Source organism: Mariniradius saccharolyticus AK6, from assembly GCF_000330725.2.
Taxonomy (GTDB): domain Bacteria; phylum Bacteroidota; class Bacteroidia; order Cytophagales; family Cyclobacteriaceae; genus Mariniradius; species Mariniradius saccharolyticus.
Genome location: NZ_AMZY02000012.1, coordinates 1 through 26,220, shown reverse-complemented (window position 1 = coordinate 26,220; position 26,220 = coordinate 1). Strand labels below are relative to the sequence as shown.

The 26,220-nt window shown below is 46.7% G+C and carries 20 protein-coding genes; 4 read left to right on the top strand and 16 right to left on the bottom strand.

Translation table 11 applies throughout. The features are described from left to right. Window positions 1-39: 39 nt before the first annotated feature. Window positions 40-1,170, bottom strand: coding sequence for a cation:proton antiporter (locus C943_RS12715; protein WP_008628426.1), 1,131 nt, complete (start codon window positions 1,168-1,170; stop codon window positions 40-42). A 581-nt stretch (window positions 1,171-1,751) separates the two neighbouring features. Here C943_RS12715 and C943_RS12710 point away from each other — a divergent pair. Further along, complete coding sequence (locus C943_RS12710) at window positions 1,752-2,873, top strand: hypothetical protein (protein ID WP_008628424.1); 1,122 nt, start codon at window positions 1,752-1,754, stop codon at window positions 2,871-2,873. Between the two features lie 69 nt (window positions 2,874-2,942). On the opposite strand, the gene C943_RS12705 is transcribed toward C943_RS12710, so the two are convergent. The 5 genes from C943_RS12705 to C943_RS12685 form a co-directional block, all read right to left on the bottom strand. After that, on the bottom strand, window positions 2,943-5,321 hold the full coding sequence (locus C943_RS12705; RefSeq protein ID WP_245545543.1) for a hybrid sensor histidine kinase/response regulator: 2,379 nt from the start codon (window positions 5,319-5,321) through the stop codon (window positions 2,943-2,945). A 92-nt stretch (window positions 5,322-5,413) separates the two neighbouring features. Continuing rightward, window positions 5,414-6,292, bottom strand: a complete 879-nt coding sequence (locus tag C943_RS12700) for a 3-hydroxyacyl-CoA dehydrogenase NAD-binding domain-containing protein (protein WP_008628422.1) — start codon at window positions 6,290-6,292, stop codon at window positions 5,414-5,416. A 10-nt stretch (window positions 6,293-6,302) separates the two neighbouring features. Next, entirely contained in the window at window positions 6,303-7,334 is a 1,032-nt protein-coding gene (locus tag C943_RS12695; protein ID WP_008628420.1) for a phosphotransferase family protein, read from the bottom strand. After that, window positions 7,331-8,539 (bottom strand): acyl-CoA dehydrogenase family protein, encoded by a 1,209-nt coding sequence (locus tag C943_RS12690; protein WP_008628417.1) that lies wholly within the window; start codon window positions 8,537-8,539, stop codon window positions 7,331-7,333. The genes C943_RS12695 and C943_RS12690 overlap by 4 nt, the downstream gene beginning before the upstream one ends. Window positions 8,540-8,548: 9 nt before the next feature. Further along, window positions 8,549-9,316, bottom strand: a complete 768-nt coding sequence (locus C943_RS12685) for a glucose 1-dehydrogenase (protein WP_008628416.1) — start codon at window positions 9,314-9,316, stop codon at window positions 8,549-8,551. 348 nt (window positions 9,317-9,664) lie between these two features. On the opposite strand from C943_RS12685, the gene C943_RS12680 reads away from it, so the two are divergent. Next, window positions 9,665-10,633 carry a zinc-dependent alcohol dehydrogenase family protein gene (locus C943_RS12680; RefSeq protein WP_008628400.1) on the top strand — a complete coding sequence of 323 codons (969 nt, stop codon included), beginning with the start codon at window positions 9,665-9,667 and terminating at the stop codon, window positions 10,631-10,633. Window positions 10,634-10,791: 158 nt separating this feature from the next. Here the strand turns inward: C943_RS12680 and C943_RS12675 are convergent, their stop codons facing one another. The 5 genes from C943_RS12675 to C943_RS12655 all read right to left on the bottom strand — a co-directional run bounded on the left by C943_RS12675 (window position 10,792) and on the right by C943_RS12655 (window position 16,503). Next, window positions 10,792-11,817, bottom strand: coding sequence for a hypothetical protein (locus C943_RS12675; RefSeq protein ID WP_008628395.1), 1,026 nt, complete (start codon window positions 11,815-11,817; stop codon window positions 10,792-10,794). Window positions 11,818-11,828: 11 nt separating this feature from the next. Beyond that, window positions 11,829-12,152 carry a DUF3817 domain-containing protein gene (locus tag C943_RS12670; RefSeq protein WP_008628394.1) on the bottom strand — a complete coding sequence of 108 codons (324 nt, stop codon included), beginning with the start codon at window positions 12,150-12,152 and terminating at the stop codon, window positions 11,829-11,831. Window positions 12,153-12,157: 5 nt separating this feature from the next. After that, complete coding sequence (locus tag C943_RS12665) at window positions 12,158-12,685, bottom strand: hypothetical protein (protein WP_169334622.1); 528 nt, start codon at window positions 12,683-12,685, stop codon at window positions 12,158-12,160. Window positions 12,686-12,759: 74 nt separating this feature from the next. After that, window positions 12,760-15,903, bottom strand: a complete 3,144-nt coding sequence (locus tag C943_RS21480; RefSeq protein WP_008628392.1) for an AsmA family protein — start codon at window positions 15,901-15,903, stop codon at window positions 12,760-12,762. 15 nt (window positions 15,904-15,918) lie between these two features. Then, window positions 15,919-16,503 carry a peptidylprolyl isomerase gene (locus C943_RS12655; protein WP_008628391.1) on the bottom strand — a complete coding sequence of 195 codons (585 nt, stop codon included), beginning with the start codon at window positions 16,501-16,503 and terminating at the stop codon, window positions 15,919-15,921. Window positions 16,504-16,660: 157 nt separating this feature from the next. Here C943_RS12655 and C943_RS12650 point away from each other — a divergent pair, with 157 nt between their 5' ends. Continuing rightward, window positions 16,661-16,996, top strand: coding sequence for a nucleotide pyrophosphohydrolase (locus tag C943_RS12650; protein ID WP_008628389.1), 336 nt, complete (start codon window positions 16,661-16,663; stop codon window positions 16,994-16,996). A 132-nt stretch (window positions 16,997-17,128) separates the two neighbouring features. On the opposite strand, the gene C943_RS12645 is transcribed toward C943_RS12650, so the two are convergent. Both C943_RS12645 and C943_RS12640 read right to left on the bottom strand, forming a co-directional pair. Continuing rightward, the gene (locus tag C943_RS12645; RefSeq protein WP_008628387.1) at window positions 17,129-17,560 is read right to left on the bottom strand and encodes a hypothetical protein; all 432 of its coding nucleotides are present in this window, start codon (window positions 17,558-17,560) and stop codon (window positions 17,129-17,131) included. Between the two features lie 163 nt (window positions 17,561-17,723). Further along, window positions 17,724-19,202 carry a potassium/proton antiporter gene (locus C943_RS12640; RefSeq protein ID WP_008628385.1) on the bottom strand — a complete coding sequence of 493 codons (1,479 nt, stop codon included), beginning with the start codon at window positions 19,200-19,202 and terminating at the stop codon, window positions 17,724-17,726. A gap of 386 nt (window positions 19,203-19,588) precedes the next feature. On the opposite strand from C943_RS12640, the gene C943_RS12635 reads away from it, so the two are divergent. Next, window positions 19,589-20,266 (top strand): potassium channel family protein, encoded by a 678-nt coding sequence (locus C943_RS12635; protein ID WP_008628383.1) that lies wholly within the window; start codon window positions 19,589-19,591, stop codon window positions 20,264-20,266. 46 nt (window positions 20,267-20,312) lie between these two features. On the opposite strand, the gene C943_RS12630 is transcribed toward C943_RS12635, so the two are convergent. From C943_RS12630 to C943_RS12615, 3 genes are all read right to left on the bottom strand, one after another. Beyond that, window positions 20,313-20,723: an OsmC family peroxiredoxin gene (locus tag C943_RS12630; RefSeq protein WP_008628381.1), complete on the bottom strand. Its 411-nt coding sequence runs from the start codon at window positions 20,721-20,723 to the stop codon at window positions 20,313-20,315. Between the two features lie 620 nt (window positions 20,724-21,343). After that, window positions 21,344-23,665, bottom strand: a complete 2,322-nt coding sequence (locus tag C943_RS12620) for an OmpA family protein (RefSeq protein ID WP_008628379.1) — start codon at window positions 23,663-23,665, stop codon at window positions 21,344-21,346. Window positions 23,666-23,751: 86 nt separating this feature from the next. Next, a partial coding sequence (locus tag C943_RS12615) for a DUF7507 domain-containing protein (RefSeq protein ID WP_081610482.1) occupies window positions 23,752-26,220 on the bottom strand: 2,469 nt, incomplete at its 5' end.

The following is a 26,220-nucleotide window of genomic DNA, read 5'->3' as shown; positions in this document are numbered from 1 at the left end:
GAAGTTTGAGAGTTTTGAAGAGAATGATGTGGTGAAGACTCATGTTTGTTTGGATGGCGATGGGCTTTCGTCCTTTTCAGAAAAGAGCTTCGAAAATGGCAGGGCGGTTAGGCCATGAAGAAAAATGCTTAAGAAGACGGTCAATGAAATTACCGCAGTTACTTTTTCATATCCCTCTACACCCAATTGGATTACTGCCATCAGAAGGTAAAGCACGGAAGCGATTCCCCTAGGTCCAAACCACCCTATGAACAGGACCGTTTTTCTGTCCAGGCCAGATCCTATGAGACTCAGGGCCACAGGTAATATTCTGATAATAGTCAAGCTCAAAACAGCATACACCCAAGCCCTCCAGTCCCAGTATTGATAAGATATCGGAAGGAGGATCATTCCAAAAAGAAGAAATATGAACATGATCAGAACCTGACTTTCAGCTTCTCCAAATTCCCGTATCCTTTCTCTTATCATTTCAGATTGTGTTCCTAGCATCAATCCTGCAAAGTAGGCCGCGATAAATCCGTTGCCACCCAAATGTTCGGCCAAGGAATATGCAAGAATGGCAATTGCAACGGATGCCAACATTTGGTAAGTATGGCTCATCCATCCTTTTTTGGAATATTTTTCCACAATGACTCCGCCCAGCCAGCCAACAAACCCACCGATGATCGGACCAAAAAGGAATTGCTTGACAATAAAGGTAAACCAATAAGAGAAATCTGTGCTGCCTCCGGCTTTTCCAGAAAGTATGGCGAAACAAATCAAAATCGGAGGGAGGGCAATACCGTCATTTAATCCACTTTCGACGTTGATTGTCTGTCTGATTCTCAATGGAACCTGCTCTCCTGTGACTACAGCCTGCCCCAACGCAGCATCAGTTGGGGATAAAATGAATGCCATCATAACCAACGCTACCGTGCTAATTTCAGGAAAAAGAGGTAATGCCAGCAGCGCTCCTAGCAACATTGTGAGTGGCAATCCAATTAATAACAACCTTAACGGCAGCGACATATCCAACCTCAGTACATTGCGGTTAATGGTCGATGCGTCAATAAACAGGACAAGGATTAGGGTCAGTTCGGCGAAAGGTTTAACAATCCCAGCTTTTGGTCCCTCTTCCAAAAACTCAATCCCCAAAAAGCTAACTATCAACCCAATTAAAACAAAAACCATGGGAGGAGAGATTATCGTTTTTTCGACCTTTTTGGAGAAAATTCCAAAAGCCAATATCAATAATGCCATGAATATAATTATCGGGTGCTCGTTCATTGGGATAGAAAATAATTGGCATTGAATCGCTTTAGGTAAAGATAAAAAAATTAACGTCGGGACACTAAATGTGAGTTTTTAGATTATTGAAAGCATCCGGACACCGACCTGTATTTCGCACCTTAGTCGAGTTTAATTTGCTAAATTTTAATGATTGGCGAATCAGAGACCGATTTAAGGTTGCAATTTTCTTGAAAGAATAGGTATTAGTGCGACATCATAGGGTCTGCCATCTAAGCTCTACTAACTCTGATGGATTCAGAAGTTCTCAAAAATAAATTGTTCGCTATTGAGGCGAAAGCGTCCATTTCGACAGGTGTGGATTATGCCAACAATTTCCCTCGTACGAAACAATTCTTCATTCATTTTTCACGATATTTATACAGTGCAAAGGAATATTGATCGCCTTTTGTTATCAGCGATAAGTCAATTATCCCTTAGTGTTCATCTTTCTAACATCTTCAACAAAAGTCTGCAAAATTCCCATGAGATCTTTGTATTTACTTAGTGTCGCATTTTTGTTGGTAATCTCCGGTGCACATGCGCAGGTTTTTACGAATAAAGTAGTCGGTGAGAAGAATCAATCCAAAAGGGATAGTCTTAAAGATTCAGAATACCCTTATTCATTGCCGATATGGGGAGCGAAGGCAACAAAGGCAGGGTATGATCTTCCATATTCTGCAGGGTTGAGTTCCCAATATTTTTGGCAAGAATCGGACATCGTCATAGATAACTTGATGGTGGGATTTAATGGTGGGCAAATGTACAATGTTGACGACTTGATCCGGTTCAACAAGGCGGTCGCTGCTGCGAGTGCCGTTTCGGTGAGGCCTGATATCTGGTTGTTCCCATTCCTAAATGTTTATGCGATTTTGGGACGTACCCAAGCATCTACGGATGTTGGTTTTGGACTTTGGCTCCCAGATTCTACAAATAATTATACCGAGGTAATGACATCAGGCTCCAAAGTTGATTTCAATGCCAGCACTTTTGGAATAGGAATGACACCTACCATTGGTGTCGGAGGGGGCTTTTTGGCCCTTGATATGAATGTGGCATGGACAGATGTACCGCAGTTGACGCAGCCTGCAAGAACATTCATTTTCGGGCCCAGGCTTGGAAAAAACTTCAAACTCGAAAAGCCTCAAAGGGCTGTAGCAGTTTGGGTCGGTGCCTTTAGAGTTCACCTCAATTCAGAGACCAATGGTTCTGTTAAGCTCAGCGACGTCGTACCCGTTGAGGAGTTACAGCCAAAAATTGACCTAGGATTTGAGAAAGTCGAAAATGCGCAGACCCAGGTTGATACTTGGTGGGAAGGACTTTCACCGACTGACCAAAGAAATCCGATCAATATAGCGAAGTACAATGCCGCTAACTCAGCACTGACTAGGGCAAGTCAGATACTTGTCGCGGCAGATGCTGCACTGAATGATGATCAGTATTCTACTGTCGAATACTCAATGGACAAAAGACCTGCCAACGCTTGGAATTTTATTGTTGGAACCCAATATCAATTCAGCAAACACTTGATGCTAAGGCTGGAATATGGTTTTCTTGGTACCAGGCAACAAATAATTACCGGTGTACAGTATAGATTCGGACTTTGATGGTCGGTATCTATTGAATCGAGAAAGTTGACAAAATCGGGAAAGTTTGGTTGAGTCTCAGATCGGCAATTAAATAATTCCATTAAGTTCCACAGCCTGCAGCACCAAGGCGTTTTTAACCTTGGAGTAAAGAATTTCGGCATCAATCGGCTTGGTGGTATAGTCGTCCATACCGACTTCGAAGACGCGGGATTTTGCTTTTTCCGTGGCGTCAGCGGTTACGGCAATGATGGGGATAGATTGGTAAGCACTGCCGCAGGCCCCTTTTCGGATAGCCTCTGTCGCTTCATAGCCATCCATTTCGGGCATTTGGAGGTCCATCAGAATCAAGTCGAACTTTCCAGCTTTCAGTTTATCCAAAGCCTCCAATCCGTTGAAAGCCACATCGAAGCTGGTGTTTTTCCATTTTTTCAGGATGGATTTCATTACCAATTGGTTGACTGGATTGTCCTCTACCACGAGCAAATGCTTTTGTGCCAATTCGAATGCTGCTGCCTTGGGTAGTTCGGGTTGCGGTTTTGGCTCCGGCTGGTCAAGTTCCAAAACGATTGAAACGTTAGTGCCCAGTCCGGGAGTACTATCAAGGTTCAGCTTGCCGCCGTATTGGTCTACGAGAGCTTTGACGATACAGAGTCCCAAGCCGAATCCCCCAAATTTTCGTTTGTCGTCAATTTGCTCTTGGATAAAGGATTCGAATATCCTGTCCAGTTTTTCAGCCTGGATTCCAACGCCGGTATCTGCAATCGTGAATACGATTTTGCTTCGGTTTTCTCCGATGGCTTCGGTTTTGATGGCGAGTTTCACTTGACCTTCATGGGTAAACTTGATCGCATTGCTCAGAACATTGAGCAGAATCTGCCTAGTTCGGGTCCGGTCGCCGATGACGAAATTCGGCATTTGCATGATTTCCTCGAAGACAAATTTGAGACCTTTGTCACTCGCTTGCTTCTCGGTCATACTGTGCACTTCCTTGACGACCCTGTGCAGATCAAAGGGTTTATATTCCAACTTAAGTTCTTTTTTCTCAATCTTGGAATAGTCCAAAATGTCGTCGATGGCATTGAGTAAGCCAAGCGAAGAATATTCTATTACCTCCAGGTTACCCTTGATTGCGGGGTCAGGGATATTGTCTTTGATGGTTTTGGAGAGTCCAATGATGGCATTGAGTGGCGTCCGGAGTTCGTGGCTGATATTGGACAGGAAAAACGATTTGATCTGATTGGACTCTTCTGATTGTTGAAGCGCGATGGCTTGCATTTTTTCCTTTTCGCTTTTCAGCAATCGGATCCTGTTGGACATGGATAGCGAAAGGAACATGACCTCCAGTCCAGTACCCAATTTGGAGCTAAACTCGGTGATGAAGTTGTTGGGCAGCACGCTGAAGTTGTTCAGGATAAAGACCGTGAAGCCAAGGAAAAAACACGCGATACCCAAACTGAAAAAAATATCCGGCTTTTTGCTGCGGATGTAGCCCATTACCAAGGCCGAAATCACATGGAAGAGGACCAAAATCCCCAACAGGTTGACTGAGGGGTAATAAAACTTCTGCCCTGCGGGAACAACAAGCACCAAGACCAACAGCCCAATCAAAATCAGCATCAGGCCATTGAACGACTTGTGTAGTCCGGGACTATAGGATTTTACGTCGAGGTAGATCTGCCCGTATCTGCCAAAGGCCATAGCAGACAAGGTGGCAAAAATCAATACTGCTTGCTGGGAAAACCAACCTCCGTCAGGAGTGAAATACTGAAAGAAATACCCATCCAACGAAAGGTGCAAAAGGATGATCGACAACACATAAGCCGAATAGAGAAGAAAGCTTTTTTCCCTGATGCCAAAGTAGAAAAACAAATAGATGACGCCGGCCAACAACAAGATCCCATAAAAGGCGCCAAATATCAACTGGTCGAAATAAGACTGCTCAACCATGGCCTCCGCATCAAATAGATTCAGCGGAAGGTTGATGACTTCCCCATCGCTCTCATATTTGATGTAAAAGGTGTAGGATTTTCCCGCTTCCAGTTCGATCGGAAAGATTATTTTCCGATGCCGAAAAGGATGTGCATCAAAGGGTACCAAGTCCCCACTATTTTGGCGAAACTCCATACCACTTTCATTCACCTGGTAAAGTTCCACCACGTCGGTGATGGGCCGACCTGTTTCTAGGAAGATACGCTGTGGCTTTTTGCCAGGGTTGCTCAAAGAGAATTTCACCCAATATTGGTGGTCCGTGAAGCCGAGATTTGTGTTTGGATTTCCGAGAGGGGAAAAGGTGAGTGTTGACTCTCGTTTTAGCAGTTCATCGAAACTGATTCTTTCCTCACCCATATCGACTAACATCGCTTGGGAAAAAATGCTTTGAGGCAGGTTTTCGAAATCGGAAAAGAATTCTTGGGCGCTGGAAATGCAAAAAAGCATCGACAGCAAAAAAGTCATAAATAACCTCATGCGCTTAGTTGTGGATGAAAAGGCAATGTAATATACGGGAATAAGTCAAATTCCAGATTCCCATTAAAAAAACTTATGAAGTTCGATTTTGTTCAGGACAGAAAACCAGGCTGCCTGAAAGCAGGATTGGGGTATTTGTAAAACCCTTCACCCGACTTTACGCCTGCTTTTCCCTGATCCAGCATTCCTTTGAGCAGGGCCGCAAAAGCCTTCGAGCCTTCCTCGTTGTTGTTGACCGTCACATGCCATACCGTATCCAGACCGATGCTGTCCATGATGGCAAAAGGTCCCATATCCACGCGGAAGTTGACCATGTATGATTTATCGATGGCTTCGACACTTCCGACACCATTCGCAAGCAGTTTGCCGGCCGTGCTGAGAATCGCCCCAAGCATGGCATTGAACAGATAGCCATGGTTTTCTTTTTGGATCACGACAGGCACTTGTTCCAAGGACCTACCAAATGCCTCCAAAACAGGAATCAATTTTGGATCAGTGCCGGGATGTGGCATGATGTCCACGCCCTTCGCATAAAACACATCGTGGAAATGAAGTGCGCAGAACCGCTCCGGTCTTCCCGAAATCTCTGCAAACATGGAGGGTAAGAGAAACGAGGTATTTGTGGTAAAGATGGTCTTTTCAGGCGCTATTTGGCCAAACAGTTCCCAAACCTCATTTTTCACCTTCACATTTTCCAAAACGCTTTCGTTGATGATGTCGGCATCTTGTACCGCAACTTGTGGGTTGTCGGTGAAAAAAATGCCTTGAATCGCATTCAACCCCGAGTCCGCTTCAAAACCACTGCTTTTCGCCAATTGGTGGACGATCGTTTCCATTGTCTTCTTGGATGTATCCAAGGCCTTTGGGTTGATATCGTAAATGCGGACGTTGAATTGCGATAACGCGGCCTGGAGAGCCACACGGGTACCAAGTGTACCAGCGCCAAGGATGCAAACATTTTTGATTTTCATGGTCTTCGGTTTAAATCTTTTCGGTTTCAATACTTTTCATGGCTTTTTTGCCGCAGGCTTCGACCACATGGATCAGGCCGGCAAATCGCTCATCTTTCGCGAAGCCCAAGGAGTAGCGCTTGAATATTTGCTGTGCGATCACGCCCACCTTGAATAGCCCAAAGGCATAGTAAAACAACATATTGTCCGATGGTAGGGGGCTTTTGGATGCATAATATTGAATGGCTTCCTGCCGCGTAAAATTTCCAGGGAAATGCGTCAAGTTGAACAATTTGAGGATAACCGGATCGTCCGGCTCGGCCCAATAGGCCAAACTCGTTCCCAAATCCATCAAGGGATCGCCGACGGTAGCCATTTCCCAATCCAAAACGGCCTTGATGTTTGGGTTTCCTGGACTTTCCAAGACAAGGTTGTCATATTTGTAGTCGTTGTGGATGAAGCCACTAAACTCGATTTTAGGCATATTTTCCAGCAACCAGCGACTTGTGCGCTCCATTTCGGTCAACTCATGGCTCTTGGCATGTAAGTACCTTTCCGACCAGCCAATTACCTGTCTTTCCACATATCCCTCAGGTTTGCCCATTTTCGCCAAGCCGGATTGCTCCATTTCCAATTGGTGGAGTTCCAACAGCCCGTCGAGGGTATTGATGGATAGTTGATGGAAAAAACCTGGACCTAAGTCCAAGTCTGCGGGAATCTTGTTGCGCAGGATCAGCCCATCGACTTTTTCCATGATGAAAAAAGGCGCACCAATGACAGATTCGTCTTCGCAGCATAGGACGGGCTTGGGGACTTTATTATAACCTGCTTTTTGCAAAGCCTCCAAAATCCGATACTCCCGCACCATATCATGCCCCTTGGCAATCCTGAGTCCCAATGGAGGCCTTCTCAAGACCCAGTCCTTTTCCGGTGTATGAATCAAAAACGTCAAGTTTGAGTAGCCGCCTTTGAATTGGGTAATGACGGTATCCGTGGCGTGAATGTCCAGATGGGCTTCCAGATAGGGGAATAGGTTTTCCAGTCCTTGTGGTTCCTTGTTCATCCCTGCGCGTATTGTTTGAGGATTTTCTTTGCCAAAACTGATTTATGCACCTCATCCGGACCGTCATAAATCCGTGCCCCACGCTCGTGTCGGTACCAAAAGGAGAGGAGCGTATCATCGGTAATGCCGAGTGCGCCATGGATTTGGATCGCGTGGTCCAAGGTTTTCATCAATACATCCGATACAAAAAACTTGATCGTGGATATATCCTCTTTTGCGGCTTTGGCACCTTGGGTATCGATCTTATGGGCGGTCGCCATGACGAGTAGGGCGGAGGCCTTGATGGAGGCTGCAGTTTCGGCGATCCAGTTTTGGATGGTTTGCTGGGCTGCCAAAGGCTTACCCGGGTCGAGTTCCCGGGCAATGGCACGGCGGCACATCATTTCCAAGGCCCGATCACAAATGCCAATCCAGCGCATGCAATGATGGATGCGGCCGGGTCCGAGTCTTTCCTGCGCCAAGGCAAAACCTTCTCCTTCCTTGCCGATGAGATTGCTGACTGGCACCCTGCAATTCGTGAACCTCACTTCCCCATGGGAGAGATAATCCTCGCCGGCATCGCCCATGATGGGGATATTGCGTATCAATTTGTAGCCCGGATTATCCAATGGCACCAAAATCATGCTTGCCCGCTGATAGGGATTCGGGTTTGCAGGGTCGGTGACAGCCATCACGATCGTAAATGCCGCCCCGTCGGCGGCTGTGGTAAACCATTTGTGACCATTGATGATGTATTCGTTTCCTTCCCTGACCGCGGTCGTAGAAAGATGGACTGGATTGCTTCCCGCATGCTGCGGTTCGGTCATCGCGAAACAGCTTCGGATAACGCCTTTTTCCAATGGATGCAGGTATTTTTCCTTTAACTCCGCATGGGCAAATTTGTGCATCAGCTCCATGTTGCCGATGTCGGGGGCGTTGCAGTTGAAGATATAATGTCCCAAGGGGCTTCTTCCCAAGATGCGGGAGACTTCTGCAAATTCCGTTAGGCTTAGCCCCAGCCCACCTGAAGAGATCGGAAGATGTGGCGCAAATAAGCCTAAATCCTTGGCCTTTTGCCTTATAGCTTTCAGTTTGGGCAAGGTGTTTCTGAACGAACCATAGATGGCCTCCATTTCGATTGGGAATACATTTTCTTCCAAAAATGCCTCATATCTCGGCAGCAAGCGCTGCACATTTTCTCCTGAAAATTGGGTGATAAATTCCATGCGCTAACCTTAAATCGTGAATCCCCCGTCTGCGGTGACGATACTCCCCGTTGTGTAAGATGAAGCTGCGGAAGCCAAAAACAAGGCCGCAGCACCGATTTCCTCAGGAGCGCCAATGCGCTTTATCGCCATCATCTTCATCATCTGATGCATGAGCTTTTCGTTGCTCCACAAGGCCTCTGCAAATTTTGTTTGGATCAGGCCGGGACAAATCGCATTGACGCGGATCTTGTGGTCACCCCATTCCTTGGCATATACCTTGGTAAGGGAAATTAAGGCAGCTTTACTGACGCTGTAGATGCCCAAGCCAGGTTCGGGAGATATTCCACCGATCGAACTGATGTTGATTACAGATGCACCGGAAGAGGCCCTCAAGTACGGGAAACACAGGTTCATCAGGTGGAAAGGCGCTTTCAGGTTGACGTCGATGATCTTATCAAATGCCTCCAAAGTCGTATCGTGGACAGGTCCATATACCGGATTGGTCGCGGCATTGTTGACGAGGATATCGATTTGGTTGTACTGTTTGACGGTGGCATCGACGAGTTTTTCGAGGGCGTCCATTTGGCCGACATGGCAGGCGATGCCGGTGACATCGTAGCCTTTTTGCCGAAGTTGGGCCGCCATTTCGTCCAATGATTCCTGCTTTCGGCTGCTGATGACCACTTTCGCTCCTGCAGCGGCAAAAATCTCGGCGATGGCAAAACCTATCCCTTTACTTGCCCCTGTGATCAAGGCTACCTTGTTTTCTAGAGAAAAGAGTGATGATAAATCCATTTCTAAAGGTTATTTGAGTTTATCGACAAGTTAGAAAAACAATCGTTGATTGGCTATCACTGGCCTAAAAATCCGAACTAATTATCGACAATTGCCCATTCAACAAAATGCAATTCAGATCGTGGACGACGTCGGGCAGCTTTTTTGAAGTTTAACTGCCAACTGCATCAATGCGGCCCCTATTTTTTGACAGTAGGTTTTCAGCATATCGGTTTTGTGTTTTTGAAAACCCTCATTCCATAACGATGGAAACAATCCCGGTTTCTTTGGGGTTTTGGAGGCTTCGGGGCACGATGGCTGTGATTTTTACTTATCTTGCCTTTCCAGATTTACCCAAATAATCCAAAGATGAAACAAATCATTTTCCACCACACCGGTCTGCCTGCTGAGGTTTTGAAACTCGAAGAGGCGGCGATTCCCCAACCAAAGGCGCACGAAGTTCTGATCAAGGTAACCGCACGCAATATCAACCCCTCCGACATCATGTTTGTCAGGGGGATGTACGGCATTACGCCGAGACTTCCCAGTAGCGCTGGTTTTGAAGCGGTGGGAATTGTGGAAAAAACCGACGAGAAAAACACGATTCCCGTCGGCACAAAGGTCGTCTTCACGGCCATTGGAACCTGGAAGGAGTACGTCTGCGTGCCTGCTGCCATGGCCATTCCCGTTCCGCCTCAGATGCCCGACGAGATCGCCTGTCAGGCCTTTGTCAATCCTTTGACCGCATATGCCATGGTTGAAACCAGCGGGCTCCAAGCCGGGGATTGGCTCTTGATCACTGCGGGCGCTTCCGCCTTTGGGAAATTGGCCATACAATTTGCGAAGCAAAAAGGCATCAAAGTCGCGTGTACGGTGAGGCAGGATGCCCAAAAGGACTATTTGACAGAAATGGGGGCCGATTTGGTGATAAACACCGAAACCGAAAAGCTTCAAAAAGTAGTCATGGAAAAGACTGGGGAAGGAGTACATGTGGTGTTTGATGCAGTCGGCGGCGCATTGGGTGCAAGGGCTTTGGCGAGTCTTCGTCCGGGAGGCCGAATGATGGTTTTTGGCCTGCTGAGCCTTGAGAGTATTCCCCTTAATTCTGGATTGCTGATTTTCAAAAATCTCAAAGTCGAAGGATTTTGGCTGACTACCTGGATCGAAAGCCTGTCGGCAGAGGCGAGGCAAAAAGCATTCAAGACCGTTTTTTCACATCTTTTGGGACAGAGCGTCAAATTGGACGTAGCGGCTTCCTATCCCTTGGAGCAGTTCAAAGAAGCATTGGAAGCATACGAGAAAGGCGGGAGAAACGGCAAGATTTTATTGGTTTCATGACGTAGTAATCTTGTGAATAAGATGAGTTGATGGGGCTCTGATTTGCCGTAAACAAAAAAAACGGCGTTTTGGGGCCCTATCGTTTTTTGGAGATTGAAAGTGCTTTCAATATGGATGAGCTCCCTTTTTAATTTGGGGAGAGGAATTTTTCAAGAGTCTCATCCTTTTTTCCTCACCATCTCCAGGCTTTCCCGCAAAATATGTCCCATGTTATTGCAGTCCAGAAACTTTGGATTGTTGTAGTGTTTGGCAAGCTCCTGCCTGAGGGAGGCGATGTTTTCGGCTGTGGAGATCACGTCGTTTTCCATCGCCTGGAGAAGGTCTTCGATCTCTTTTGAAGAGTTTTTGAGTCGGTTGGCAATCAGCGCACGTTCCTCGCGCTGGTATTGTACCATGGATTCTGGCGTGATATGCTTGATTCCCAATTGGATCAAAGGGTTGTTTTGCTTGAAATACTGTGGCAGATAAACGGACTTTTTTCCTTCAAAAGACTGTTGGTCAAAGTCAATCGCCCGAATCCTATAGTGTGTTTCTTCAAAGTCAGGCGTCACATCGACCACAAAGTTGGAGGAATGCATATCGCCCAAAAGTCTCACAAAGCAACGTTCGTTGAATTTTACAAACTCCTTGGCCAAGCGAATCACGTTGAGGGAAGGATCATTGAGATGTTTTTTGATAAATTGCTCCCCTGGAATTCCCGCAATATGTTCTTCGATTAGGGTTCCTTCATGAACCAGGTAGTTGATGCGGTTGGGCGAAAGTAAGTGCTCCAATTCCAGACCATAAACACGTGAAGCATCCGCGTTCTTGATATAGAAATAGTCAAAGTTATCGTTGATCTTGTTGACAATTCTAACACGGAACGGCTGCGTATTGCCATAGATGCACAGGTCGATGCGGTCGACAAAAAGGTGCTGCATGACCGACATGTCGCCCTCCGCCTTTAGCAAAGCATAGATTTTCTTGACGTTGTAATGAATGTCCTCCCGGTCTGATTCTGCAAAAAGTACTGTCTCCCAGTGGGTGTCGTTTCCTTTAGAATCATATAAGGGGAAAGAACCCGAATACCGCAACAAATCCCTGTAGTGTATCGGAACTTCCACCTCCCGCCCATAAGCCTGCAAGAACTTGCGCAAGCCAGGCGAAATATGGTAGATGATCTTTTTCCTGCTGATCAGGGCCATTCGTTGAATTGTTAATGCCGCGCCATTTCCCGTTCCTCGGGACTCAGGTTTCTATCAAACACAAAGGGGCCAAAGGGCAGTATCGCTGCGACGAGTGCGAAAAATGTTTTGCCGAATTTCCAATCAAGTTTGTGCGCAGTGGGAAATACCATGTACACATAAACCACAAACAAAACCCCATGTGCCCAGCCAACATATGTAACAGCCAAGGGCATATCCATGACATATTTCAGCGGCATCGCTACAAAAAGCAGCAGCAGAAAGGAAATCCCTTCGATGATACTGATGGCTCGAAAACGCCTGAGCCATTTCGCTTGTTCACTTTTTCCTTCCATGAGTTTTATTTCTTGATGTTGAACAGTATCTGAATTTCTTTCCAAAGTAGTTTCTTCAGTTCCTTGCTTTCGGAAATTGCCCCCAAGGAGTCGGCAAACAGGTATTCAATCCCATCTTCTTGTACGATTTCGTATTTGCTTTTCTGAAAGGACATCAGGTCATGCCTTACCAAACCAAACACGACTACCCTGGAAGGTCCTAGATTGGTGATGCTTTCCATGGGAAGACCTTCCAAATGTTCCGCAGAGACCAGTGCCATATCCTTCAGAGAAAACTGCAGCGCACCAAACAAGTTGAATAGCATCTCGCGGAGTTCGGCTCTCAGGTCCATTTCCTCGTGGATTACGAGGATACCTTTTTCAAATCCTCCCTCAAATGTGATGGAAGGTGTTTCGTCGAGTGTTTCGACCGATTCCGTGGAAGCATCGACCGGCTCTTCCCTGCGACTTTGGAACTTTGTGTAATCATGTTTTTCGCCTGGGACGAGGTAAATTTCTTTGTCCAAAAACAGGCTTAATAGCTGGAGATTCATATTTTCCATGGTTGCAAATTGCTCAAAAATCGCCTCAATCCAACTCCTCCGCGAAAATTATCTGGGCATTTTGATTATTGGTTTTCGCCGGTAGGTCCAGCGGTTTCTTCCAATTGATCCTCCTCCGTGATTTTTCCAACCTCGATGATGGGATTCTCGGCGTTGCCGGTGATTTTGATCGGAATTCCAAAGATGCCTAAGGGTGGAAGCCCCAACCTAAAGGCGATGCTCATGTCTCCATCGAGGCTGACCTGTCCTTCAAATCTTGGCCTGAATCCGGCAATTCGCATCCTTGTCCGGTCGATGGTCATGAGATTGTTGGAGATTTTAGTCTTGATCTGGACGTTGGAAAGGCTGGGGTCCCGAAGTTCGGCATTGTCGGTATCCTTGGCGATGGTGTTCATGAGCTTAAATCCCTTCAGGCGGATATCGTCCAAGCCAAGTACACCTTCCCCTTGGATCGATGGCATGACAGGATACATGCTGGCGTCAAGTTTTCCGGATAGTTTGTAGTCTAGAGATGCCTTTCCCGAGGCATAGGCTGCCGCGGATGCCATTTCCCTGAAAAGACTGATTTCTTGGTAGGCCCGCTGTATATCAAATCCACTGGCCTTGATCCGGTAGGAAAAGCCTGCCTCCCACGGCGAAAAGGCTTGATAATCACCATCCATCAGGAATTGCGCGCCAATGAGCTCAAAGGTTGTGTTGTCCATGACGAGTTTCGTATCCTTCACCGATAGGTTCCCCTTGAATTTTTCCAATTTGAGATCGTCCCAAATGACTTCCCCAACAGCGGCATTCATTTGAAAATCCACCCCGGAAGGCATCATCACCACGCCCGCAGCCTGCGAAATACTGTCAGTCGCGTTGGTGGAATCACTGCCGTATTCGGCAAAAAACATAAAGTCGTTGACCAATATTCTCGGGCTTTTGATGTCCAATTTTCCAGATAGTGGGCGGTCCGATTCCGTTGCGTAGGCTATCAGTCCATACAGGTAGCCCGATGCTTGGAGCGAGTTTTCGAGGTATTTTGCCTCAAAATCCTCCAGGTAAAGCCGATCTGCATCCACCCGGAGTCTACCCGTCACCACTTGGACCGGATGGGGTACCCAATCGGGCCGCAATTGGATATTTTCCATTACCACGGTGCCTTTGTTGTCCAGCCGTCCAAATCGGCCTGCCATGGCATCGGATTGCTGGCCTTTCATCTCTAGATCTGTGAGGATATACCCCGACAGATCATATCCTTCGACCCCAAAGGTGCGGTAGAGTTTCCCCAGATCGATCCTTCCTTTGGAAACCACCTCATATCGTATATCTTCCAAGTTGGAAAGATTGGCCGTCAGTGTAAACGGACTTCCCGCAAAGCTGAATGAGATAGGCTGGAGATCAAAAGTCGCATCTTCGAAGGTACCTTTTTCACTAAGGATGTCCAAGGACAAGGACGCATCCTCGATCGCCTCTGGCGCATAGGGAGTCCTCAACAATCCATCTTTAAGTTTGAAATTCGCCTTTGCTACGGGAAAAGTCATCTTGGCTTCATCATAGGCACCTTTCGCTGTCAATCCCACATCCAATTGGCCGCCAAGCACAAAACCACTATCCAAGGGATAGAAGCGCACTATTTCGCTGAGGTTGATACTTGCATCCAATTTCGCGTCGATCTGTGGGTTGATGATCGAATTTACTTTCAGGTAGCCTTCGGCAAAATTGTCGAGCATCCTGAACCGAAGATTCTCGATACTTCCCACCATATGGTCAGGAATACTGTCGGGACTTTGAAGCTTTAATTGATAGGAAATATCACGAAGGGCCTCGGGCATGGATATCCAATGCAGGAAGCCTGAATTGAGACTTGATTCAATGGTAAACTTTGGGACACTGGAAGTCTTGTATTTTGGTTTGCGAAAAGAGCCCTCTACCGGCTTGGTCGCATAAACGCCGTCCACGTTGACATTCCAAGTCATCAGTCCTTTCAGGTCATATGGCTGTATGTCCAAGGCCTGATCCAAAAGTTCCAAATCCACCTTGGCATTGATCAGACCGGACATTTCGGCAGGGTCCAAGCCCCTGATATGATAGTGGCCATTGAGGAATCCTTCACCAAGTTTGAAATGGATACTGTCCAAGGAAACTTCCGTTTTCATCATATCCAAACTGGGGATTGTCAAATCCATCTCCACGTGAAGTTCTTCCAATGGCACTGCTGCCCTGGAATGGCTGATTTTTCCCCGGTTGATTAGCATGCTCGCAAGGATACTCGGCATTAGGTTGTCTTCGGCCATGTAAAGCCCCTGCAGGGAAGCCCTCAGTTCGCCCCTGCCTTGGATCTTCAAATTCGACAGCCAAGCTGAGTACGCTTCCGGCACGAGCGAGAGCATGTCTCGGAAATCCACGTCTACCGATTCCAGGACAAAGTTCATGTCATAGCCGCCCGTGATGAACTCCAATTTTCCTACAAAGTCTACGGGTAGCTCATTGATGACCAATTGGTTGCGCTCAAAAGTGATGGCGGTAGACTCGGTGTTGATCTTTGTCAGGAGGTTGGCCTTCACCTGATTTCTGGAAAAGTACCGAACATCATCGTATTCCAATCCAAAATCCCTGATGCCGATCTCACTCGAAAGGTCAAAAATGGAGGCTTGCAAATTGCCGCTTCCCGAGTAGTCCAAGCCGTCAGCAAGCACAGAAAGTCCAAGATCCGTGTCCTCATATACCAACCTGCAGGATTGCAGCCGGATGTTTTGGATTTGAATGTTGGGTCCAGCCCCGCTTTCAGTCTCAACCGTATCGGCAGGTGTCGAGCGAAAGACATCAAAGTTCGCATGGCCTTTGGTGTCCCGTAGGATATTGATTTGGGCATCCACCAATCGTACACTTTTGATGCTGATTTGGTTTTGGAAAAGCGACATTAGGTTTACCCCAAAAGAAAGGTCTTTGGCAAAGAGTAAGGTGTCCTGCTCAAATCCCGGGGCAGATTGCAGCCACACATCGTCCAGCGAAACCGTCAGCGTGGGAAAATGCCTGAAAAATGTCAGGTCGAAACTGCCAAATCTAATCTCTGAAACCAGTTGCTCATTGAGCAATGCTTCGACTTGGCTTTTGGCTTTTTGCTTAAAAAATATGGGGAAAATAGCCATCAGCAGCAACAAGCCGCCCAGTCCGATTCCAAGGATTTTGGCGGATTTCAACCATAGTTTCTTTTGGTGCTGATTCATCTTGAAGACTTGCCTTTAGATAGATCCAATAATGGCTTTCAACTCCTCGGCACTCAGGTGGAGGATTTTGACCTTCAGAGTCACGGGCGAAATCGGTTCATCCTTGGCATCCCGGTCCACGGCAACAATACGGTCCACGATATCCATGCCTTTGATGACATGTCCAAAAATCGTGTAATCCCCATCTAGCCTTGGGATTCCGTTTTTGTTTTGCACGATATAAAATTGGCAGCGGGCCGACACCTTGCCGGGGTTGTTATCTCTACCGGCACCCACAGCGCCGTACCGATGCTTGAGATTGGGGTGAAATTCCGGTTCAAGCAAATATTCTGGATCATTGAAGCCCTCCTCCGTATCCGGGCAACCACCTTGCGCCACAAAATTGGGAATGACGCGGTTGAAGGTCAGCGAATCCCAATAGCCTGCCTCGGCAAGTTGGATGAAGCTTGCCTTATGTTTTGGCGTTTCATCAGAAAGCTGGATATAGATGTTGCCGAGCGGTGTTTCAATCAGGCCTATCGGCTGTTTGGTTTGTGAAGAGACCCGTTCATTTAATCCCAAAAACAATAAAGCAAAAAGCAAAAGGGTAGGGGCACGCATAGGAATTGGATTTGGGATCCAAGTAAGGAAAAAATTCCGAGAATGGCGATTTGCTGTGTTCAATTCATTAGGAAAGGAATTGCCTGAAACCAAATAAGGGATTTTCCAGAGCGATAATATCATTTACCTTTGGTATCATTCATTTAAATCTGTTTCCATGTCCGATATCACCCTTTCCGAAGCACAGCAATTGGTCGACCAATGGATCAAAACCGTCGGTGTGCGCTATTTCAACGAACTCACCAATACGGCCATCCTGATGGAAGAAGTCGGTGAACTCGCGCGTATCATGGCGCGAAAATATGGCGAACAATCATTCAAGGAATCGGATAAAAATCGGGACTTGGCGGATGAAATGGCCGACGTGCTTTGGGTCTTGATTTGCCTTGCCAACCAGACCGGTGTGGATTTGACAGAGGCTATGCACAAGAATTTTGAGAAGAAAAATATTCGCGACAAGGACCGCCACCACAACAACCCCAAGCTGAAATAAAAAAACCGGGTATAGCCCGGTCTCTCTTTTTTGGTATTCAATCTCTACTTCTATTCTAACAGTTGGACGAGTATCGGTACTTCCCGGCTTCCCAGCATCCTATCTTCCCAACTTCCCGTATTCGCCATCCACTCATCCCAACCAATTGCTCCAAGGAATCCTGGACAAAATCAGCACCAAGCCGATAGCATACATCATGTAAATGGACCTGAATTTGGCACGACTGAGCTCAGATTTCTTAGCCCTTGTGTATCCTAGGGTAATGAACACGATCGCCAAAATGTTGATCAGGGGATGTTCCAAAGTAGTCAATCTGGCGACAGGATCTTTCATCGCTTCTCCCGACAGGAGGCTGATGCCCACGGGACTTACGAAATAGAGGACCAAGCCGACCAAGAGCTGTACGTGGGAAAGGATAAAGGCTATAAGGGCGAATTTTCTGTCCTTTTCGGTAAACTCCCTGTTGCTCAATGAACCGACCAAGGCATAAATGATCACAATCACCAAAGCCACCAAAGCCAGATAGGCAAGGCCAGAGTGCAGATGTTTTATTCCGATATACATAGTTTTTATTTTTTGTTAAAATAAGGTAGGGAAGGGTACAATTTCCAAATTTTAAACCCGAAAAAGAGAAATCCAGGAGGAGGTTTTCATTCTGTTCCTACGTTGGTTTGGTTTTACTCACAGAATTATTTTTTGGTTTGGTACAAATCGAATCGACGTGACGCTATTCTTCAAAGGAATCGGGACTTGTCTTGAGGGCATTGTATACATCCTTTAGCGCATCGTCATCCTCTGCCAAAACCACGAGCTGATCATTTTGTTCGATAACAGTGTTGCCCTGCGCAGTCAAGTATTGGTCTCTTCGCTTGATCATGGCAATACTGGCATTTTTTGGAAACCCAAGGTCCAGAATTTTTTTCCCAACGATTTCATTTGTCGGCTCTACGAGCACTTCGATCAGTTTTGTCTTTGCTGTCTCATTGAGGAATGAGTCTATCACGGATTTTGGTTTGGCGGAGGAAGGGAGGAGGACCCGAAGCCAGTCGGCCATTTTTGTCAGGGTCGTCCCCTGCAATACCACCGAGGTCACGGAAATGAAAAACACGAGATTGAAGATCGCATGGGCTTTGTCGATACCTGCAATCAGCGGATAGGTGGCAAAAACAATCGGCACCGCGCCCCGTAGACCCACCCAAGAGATATACCAGCGCCTGCGAGCCTTCATCTTGAAAGGGATGAGGGAAATAAAAACCGCAATCGGCCGTGCAAGAAAGATCAGAAACAGAGAGGCCGCCAATCCTAAGCCCACATAAGGAATCATATCTGTCGGATTGACAAGCAGGCCAAGGGTCAAGAACAACACGATCTGCATCAACCAAGCAATCCCGTCATATAGTTTGAGAATCGTACGCTTGTGAATGAGTTCCTGGTTGCCGAGATATACCGCGCACAGGTAGACTGCCAAAAAACCATTGCCTCCCATAAAATCCGTAAAGGAAAAGGTGATGAACATCAGGGCAATCACGAGAACAGGATATAGCCCTTCAAAGTCCAGATTGATTTTGTTGATCGAGTACTTGCTGATCCAACCGAAGCCAAGACCCAAAACCCCACCAAGTATCATCTGTCTGAAAAAGACTAAAACCAAACTGCCGTAGGACATTTCTGGATTCACCACCAACCCTAGGAATGCAATCGTAAGTACATAGGCCATCGGGTCGTTACTCCCGCTCTCAAGTTCAAGCGTAGATCGCAGTTTATACTTGAGTGCCAGACTCTTGGAACGTAAGACCGAAAAGACGGCCGCCGCATCCGTCGAAGAAACGATGGATCCCAAAAGCAGACTCTCATAGATCGTAAAGTCTGAAATCCACCAAAAGAAAATCCCCAAGGAAAATGCGGTGATCAAAACACCCAAGGTCGAAAGTGTGATGCCTTGGGCCAGGACGGGCTTGATTGAATGCCAGTTGGTATCAAGGCCTCCTGAAAATAGGATGAAATTGAGGGAAACGATCCCGACAAACTGTGCCGCGGCCGAGTTGTCAAACTGTATCCCCAAACCATCAGATCCAGCCAACATCCCTACTCCCAAAAAGAAAATCAATGTCGGCACCCCAAATTTATAGGATGTTTTGCCCACCAGTATACTGATTAGCAACAGGACCGAACCGATTAACAATATATTTTCGGAAGAAATACTCATAGGCTTTTTTAGTACTACAGTTGGTTTGACGGCCTAATAATATCAAGAAATCGCTTTAAAATTGATGTGAAGCTGATCAATGGATACAAATACTTTTTTGATCAACCTTTCTTAACAAAACAATTGGTTGTTTGCAATCAAATTTTAACCCCCATTTGAATCGTTGTTTTTTGAATTCTCGATCGGAAGAGTTGCCTGATTGTGAAAAGTACCCTAATCAAATTGCAGCACCGAATCAACCGCCAAAATACTCGTAGTGGCTTTTCTCCAACGTTTGCTACAATATCGTATTTTTGATTGTGGCTGGTAAAAAGTTCAACAGGATTTTTCGGGCCAATATATTTTCCCGTTGAGCTATAGGATTCAAACTTGAAAATAGATCACCCATGACTGATTTTCTCAAAAAAGCGAAGAATTACTGGATTTCGGATGCAAGCTTTCTTTCCTTGTTTCTGATGCTGTTTGCAACGGTTTTTCTATTGCCCGTCATGATCGACAACGAACAGGAAAGTACCGTGTTTCTCAATATGATGTTTGTACTACTCTTCTTCGTAGGTGTGTTTTCATCTAGGGAGAGAGTTTTTTTGGTTTTTTCGATCTCACTCTTGTCGATCCATATTGTGTTGAAATTGATCCGTTTTGGCAACAATCCCTACGAGTTCTACCTCTTGGAACGGATCGTAATCCTCGGTAATCTCCTGGTATTTGTCATCATAAACTTTCGTTTATTATTTCGGGATGATCAGGTCAATCTGTACCGTGTTGTCGGTGCAGTAAACGTCTATTTATTGGTGGCATTGGTTGGGGCGATGGGTTTTGAAATCATCCAACTCACGCACGGTCAGTCGATTGGTGGCTCTGTTGAGTTTGGCGGAAATGAAAAAGATTACGTCCACTACATGTACTACAGCTTGGTTTGCATCACCACGGTAGGCTTTGGGGATATTTTTCCGATCAATATGCCGACCAAAATGCTTTCTGTGTTTTTGTCGGCCTTAGGTATTCTATACCCCGCAGTCGTGATCGCCAAGTTGGTTTCATTTCCCATGGTGGCAAAAAAATAGCCCTCCCCATACACTTGAAGAGGAGGGCAGTATATGTCCTTTGTTTTTAATTGAGGCTGAACTCCACGACAATATTCGTGTCCAAAGATTTGGAAATTGGGCAGTTCAGCTCGGCATCTTTTACACATTCAGCGAACTTTTCCGCGTCGATTCCAGCAACTTTTGCTTTCAAGATCAATTTGGATTCCTGGATTTTTCCGTCTGCCAAGGTGACCACGCCATCCACATGCAATTCTTCCGGAGCGAAACCAGCGCCCGTCAACACAAAACTTAGCTTCATGGCAAAGCATCCCGCATGGGCAGCGGCGATCAACTCCTCGGGGTTTGTTCCAACACCTTGCTCAAATCTGGACAGGTAGGAATATTGGGTTTTTTCAAGTACGCCGGATTGGGTGGACAGGTGGCCATTTCCTTCTTTTCCGGTTCCTTGCCATACGGCAGTGGCTTTTCTTTTCATGTTAGTTTGGATTATAGTTTAAAATAGTGACAAAATTATAGGGTCTTAACACCAAGGTCCTATGAATTGGTTTTGAATTTAATGAAAAAATGTTTGCCCTACTTTCCAAAGCCCTTCACTTAGATTGGCAGCAGATAGTCAATGTTCTGATTGGTTGCGATTGGGTGGACATTTTTTGCAAAATGATGATGTAAGGCAATGCTTTGGATCCCAAGGTTGGGTTCACGTCGTGAATAAGGATACCGCCAAAAAAAAAAGTCTCCCAAGGGGAGACTCTTTTCGGTATTTAACTCTTCAATCAAAAGTTTAAAAAATGTGTCGTAGCGCCTTGGCGCAGTTTCTTTCGGTCGTTTTTTGCAAAGCATCTGTGAAGAGCATTCCACTTGTCCTGGTTGGGAGCCCGATGTGCGTGGAAAAAAGGGGGAAAAAAGTCCCCCAAAAGGAGACTCTTTTCGGTATTTAACTCTTCAATCAAAAACTAAAAAAATGCTTTTAAGGACTTGGGTGATTTCATTGATTCTGGTTTTTTCATCGAATTATACTTTTCCAAAGGCTCAGTGCATATCTTTTTCACTTTCCTTGTCTTGTTTCTTGAGTCTCAAGTCTTTTGTCTCCTGTCTCTATTTCTTCTCCTTCTGAAGCTTCAGTTCTGTCCGGCGGTTTTCTTGGTGCTTCTGCTCGCTGCAATCTCCGTTGGCACAGTCGTTTACAGGCTTGGATTCCCCAATCCATTCGGAGACGATACGTCTTTTTTCCAAACCACGCTTGCTGAGATAGTCTTCCACAGCTTTTGCTCTGCGCTCGGAAAGTTTCATGTTGTAGTCGTCGGAACCTCGCTGGTCTGTGTGCCCTTGGAGAAGGAGATCCAAACTTGGAATCCGTTGCATCATAAGGTTTACCCGCTCGAGTTCTTTTTTGTGGATCGGTCTTAAGTCCGCTTTGTCAAAATCAAAATAAATGGTCGGCAAGGAGTTGATTTCCTCATTGAGCACGGTGAAGATGTCCGCGGGATCGCAGATATCCCTGCCGATAAATTGACTTGGCAACTTGTAGTCCTTTGTCGGGTCAGAAAACGCTTCCAACACCAATTCGCTGCGGCGGTTGAGTTGGTGCTCCGTTTCCGGACAAGGTACGCCATCCCCACAGTCGTTGACTCGTTTTTCTTCCCCAAACCATTCCAGTTTCACCCGGTTTCCCGGGATTTCGAAGGTGGCAAGATACTCCCTGACGGCGTCTGCCCTCCGGTTGCTGAGCGCTTCGTTGTATGTATTGGATGCACGGGAGTCGGTATGGGAATTGACCACCAAATCGAGGAAGTCATATTCTGCCATCAAGTTGGCGATCTTGTCGAGGACAGGTTCGGCATCTTTCCGGATCGCTGATTTGTCCAGGTCATAGTAAACGATGTCGACATATACAGGCGTACGGTAGGGGATAGGGAAAAGCTTGTATTCCCGGTAGAGGGTATCTCCTTCAAATCCGATGGTTGATAGCTGATCGTCAAGGATGGAGAAATGGCCCTTTTTGTGGATTTCGAGTTTGAAATTGGTATCCAGGTCCAAATCAGCCGAAATAGCGCCGCTAGCAATCCTTTCAATGCCGATGGTGGCGTTATTGTTCTTGTTTTGGAGCCTGCTCTCGAAATCCGCGGTGATCAGATTGCCATCACAATCGATGACTTTTGCTATCAGTTTTTTGTTCAGGTCCTCGATCAGGTAAATGTCGTCCATTCCCATGCCTCCCTGTCTGTCGGAGGAAAGGTATCTTTTTCCTTTTTCCGTCACCGTAAAGGCGAAATCGTCACGAACAGAGTTGAACGGGATACCCATGTTCTCGATTTGGGAATAACTCGAGCCGTTTTCGATGGCGGTGAAAATGTCCATTCCTCCCAAGCCAGGATGGCCTTTGGATGAAAAGTACAACCGATCAGCCAGTTTGAAAGGATGGCTTTCATTCTTGGCAGTGTTGATATCCGGGCCCAAATTTACGGGTTGACCAAAGTTCAAGTCATCGTCGTAGGTGACATAATACAGATCATAGCCGCCATTGCCGCCAGCCATATCCGAAGCGAAGTAAATGCGTTTGGACGCCTCATCCACAAAAGGGGTCATCACGCCATGGGAAATGGTCTTGTTGAGTGGAAAAGGTTTGCTTTCACTGATGTTTCCTTCCGCATCGATTTTCCCAAAGTAGATCTCAGGATTTACGTCAAACTCCCGCTTTTTCTTGATCTTCTTGATATCGCGGAAAAGGGTGTAAAAAACCAAACCCTTGGATTCCATGAGACTTGGATCAGAAAACTGCATGCCTGCCGTCACATCCGAATTGAAGGATTGAATGTTTCCTTGGTCATCTGCACGAAATATCCCGAAATAAGGCCGATCATTGAAGTCGTTTTTTTCCTCGGAAAATAGATTGTTTTTCGCATCCAAACGGATCGAGGGCTTGAGGGAGGGGTTCTCTGAACCACGATCGCTCGTGAAGTACCGCACACCGGATTTGCTCTCTACCAATCCATAATCCGAACCATCCGAATTTAGCTCTTGAACCGGGGTCAACTTCACCCTTGCTTCCTTTTTCTGAAGTTCCCGGATTACGGGAAAGTTGATTTCCGGAAAATCAAACTCGTTGTAGGGGCTTCCCTCCAACAAGTCTTCAATGGATTTGTCTTGGTCGATTTTCATCGCCGCAGACAGGTAATTGGAATAATCCTCCTTGCTTGCCTCCTCATGGGAAATGGTTTTTTCCCACCATTTGAAGCTGTTTTCATAGTCATGCACATTTTGGAAGGAAAGTGCCGCCTGACGGGCTGTCAGGTATTTCGGCTTGGCTGCGTAGGCTTCGCCGTACATTTCCCCCGCGTGGGCGTAATTCTCGAGCACGAACTGTTTGTCCGCATATTTCAATTGACGGTTTTGGGCTTGAGCCGATACCACTGCCATGCAAGCGAAGACGATTGGAAGAGTTAATTTGATAAGTCCTTTCATATTGATTGATATATGAGGGTGGAATTGAATTAAATTAAATGTTACTTGATGACCTGGATCCAGCCTTTGTATTCATGCTCCTTACCTTGACGGTCCGTAGCTTTCAAGACATAGAAGTAAGTGCCTGCCACAAGACCTTCAGCGGTCCAGTCATTTTGATAATTCTTCATTTCGTAGACATGGTCGCCGTTTCGGTTGAAGATGACGATCTCGGTGCTGACAAACTTGTTGATGCCCTTGATTTCAAACTTGTCGTTCATGCCGTTACCGCTTGGCGTGATCACGTTTGGAATAAAGAATGGATTGATCTGGTTCACGTCAGTGTCTTGGTTGTCCGAAGGATTCAAGTCGTCTTCTTCAGAGGAAACCCTTGCCACATTGGTGATTGACTGCGCCTTGTCGCTATCGATCGCATTTGCCCTGACGCGCATCCTGATAAGGATCGAGGATTTGGCCGGAAGTTGATCAATGGTATAGGTGACTTTGGATCCTGACACGCTTACTTTGGCGGAGAGATTGGGTAGGCTTGGCTCGAAGCTCGAGCTCAAGTAGGTCACCTGCGAAGGAAGCTCGTCTACTACAAGGACGTTGGTTGCATCGGTTTCTCCGACATTTTGGACAAGAATTTCGTAGTCGAATTCATCCCCTTCGAAGATTTCCACGCCTTTGGAGGTTTTGCTGACTGCGAGGTCAACATCATTGACGAGAAGTTTGAAAGTGACTGTAGCTTCATCTTGGTTCGCAGGATTGAGTGCCTCTCTCAGAATGTATTTGAGCACATATTCACCTGGAGGATTAAGGCCTGGAACGAGACTGAGTTCGCCGTTTTCATTGATCAATAGACCGACTACTCCCGCCAATTCGCTGAATTCGAAGTTGACATCTTTCCAGTCTACAGGCTTGTTGTTCAACAAGTCATTGCCAAGGATGTTGCCCAAAACTCCGCCGAAGTCTACTGGATATTCGCCAAGGTCATCATCGACTGCGATGATTGGGGTGAATGTGCTGCCTACGGTCACGGAATCGGACCCATCAATTTGGTCATCTTTTGGAGATTTACTGAATGCGTTGACCACGTTGACGATGCTTCCTTTTTCCAAATCCGCTGCAGTCACTTGGTACTTGGTCTGGAATGTGACGCTTTGACCTGGGGCCAAAATCTCGATGATGTCTTCAAAGCCTGTCAATGGATCCGATACAATTACATTTCCAAGGGTGACGTTGCCTGCATTTTTGACAATGATGGTATAGGTAATTATCTGTCCAATTTGTGAGAAGCTGGTCAAATCTGCGGTTTTGGTCACTTCGATGGCTGGCATTGAATTGGCGATTGTCAATACCTCATCCTTGACGGCTATGGTCAGCGTGGATGCAGTCGCGATGTTGAGTATCTCTCCTTTGTCGAGGTCGGCTTGTGTCACAACGTAGGAAGTATTGAAGTTCTGCGAAGCCGTTGGAGCCAGCGAAGCGATGGTCTGGTTGAGTCCTGTCAAAGGATCAACCACGACAACATTCGACAAGGTCACGTTGCCCGTGTTGGTCACCACAATAGTATAATTCAACACGTCTCCCACAGCGTCGAAGCTGCCCTCTGCGGCTGTTTTCTGGATACCCAAAGCCGGGGACTGTACTGCATTGACGGTTACCTGGTCGGAGACGCTTACCGAGCCGCTTGACGCGGAAGCGGTATTTGCCACCGAACCGTTGTCCAAGTCAGACTGGACGATTGAGTAAGTGGTGTTGAAGCTCTGCGAAGCCGTTGGGGCCAGCGAAGCGATGGTCTGGTTGAGGCCGGTCAAAGGATCAACGACCACGACGTTGGAGAGTGTTGTATTGCCCGTGTTGGTGACAGTGACGGTGTAGTTCAACACATCGCCTACCGCACTGTAACTGCCCTCTGCGACTGTTTTCTGGATACCTAATGCAGGGGACTGTACCGCATTCACGACCACCTGGTCGGAAACGCTTACCGACCCTGAAGAAGCCGAAGCGGTGTTGGCGACGGAACCGTTGTCCAGATCAGACTGGACGATGGTATAAGAAGTATTGAAGCTCTGCGAAGCCGTTGGGGCGAGCGAAGCGATGGTCTGGTTGAGGCCGGTCAGCGGATCGACGACCACGACGTTGGACAGGGTTATATTGCCCGTGTTGGTGACGGTGACGGTGTAGTTCAATACATCGCCTACCACACTGTAACTGCCCTCTGCGACTGTTTTCTGGATACCCAATGCAGGTGATTGCACCGCGTTGACGGTTATCTGGTCTGAAACGGATACCGAACCGGAAGAAGCGGACGCAGTATTTGCGACCGAACCGCTGTCCAGATCAGACTGGACGATGGTATAAGAAGTATTGAAGCTTTGCGAAGCCGTCGGAGCCAAACTTGGAATAGTCTGGTTCAAACCTGTCAAAGGATCAACCACGACAACATTCGACAAAGTCACGTTGCCCGTGTTGGTGACTGTAACGGTATAGTTCAATACATCGCCCACCGCATCGTAACTGCCTTC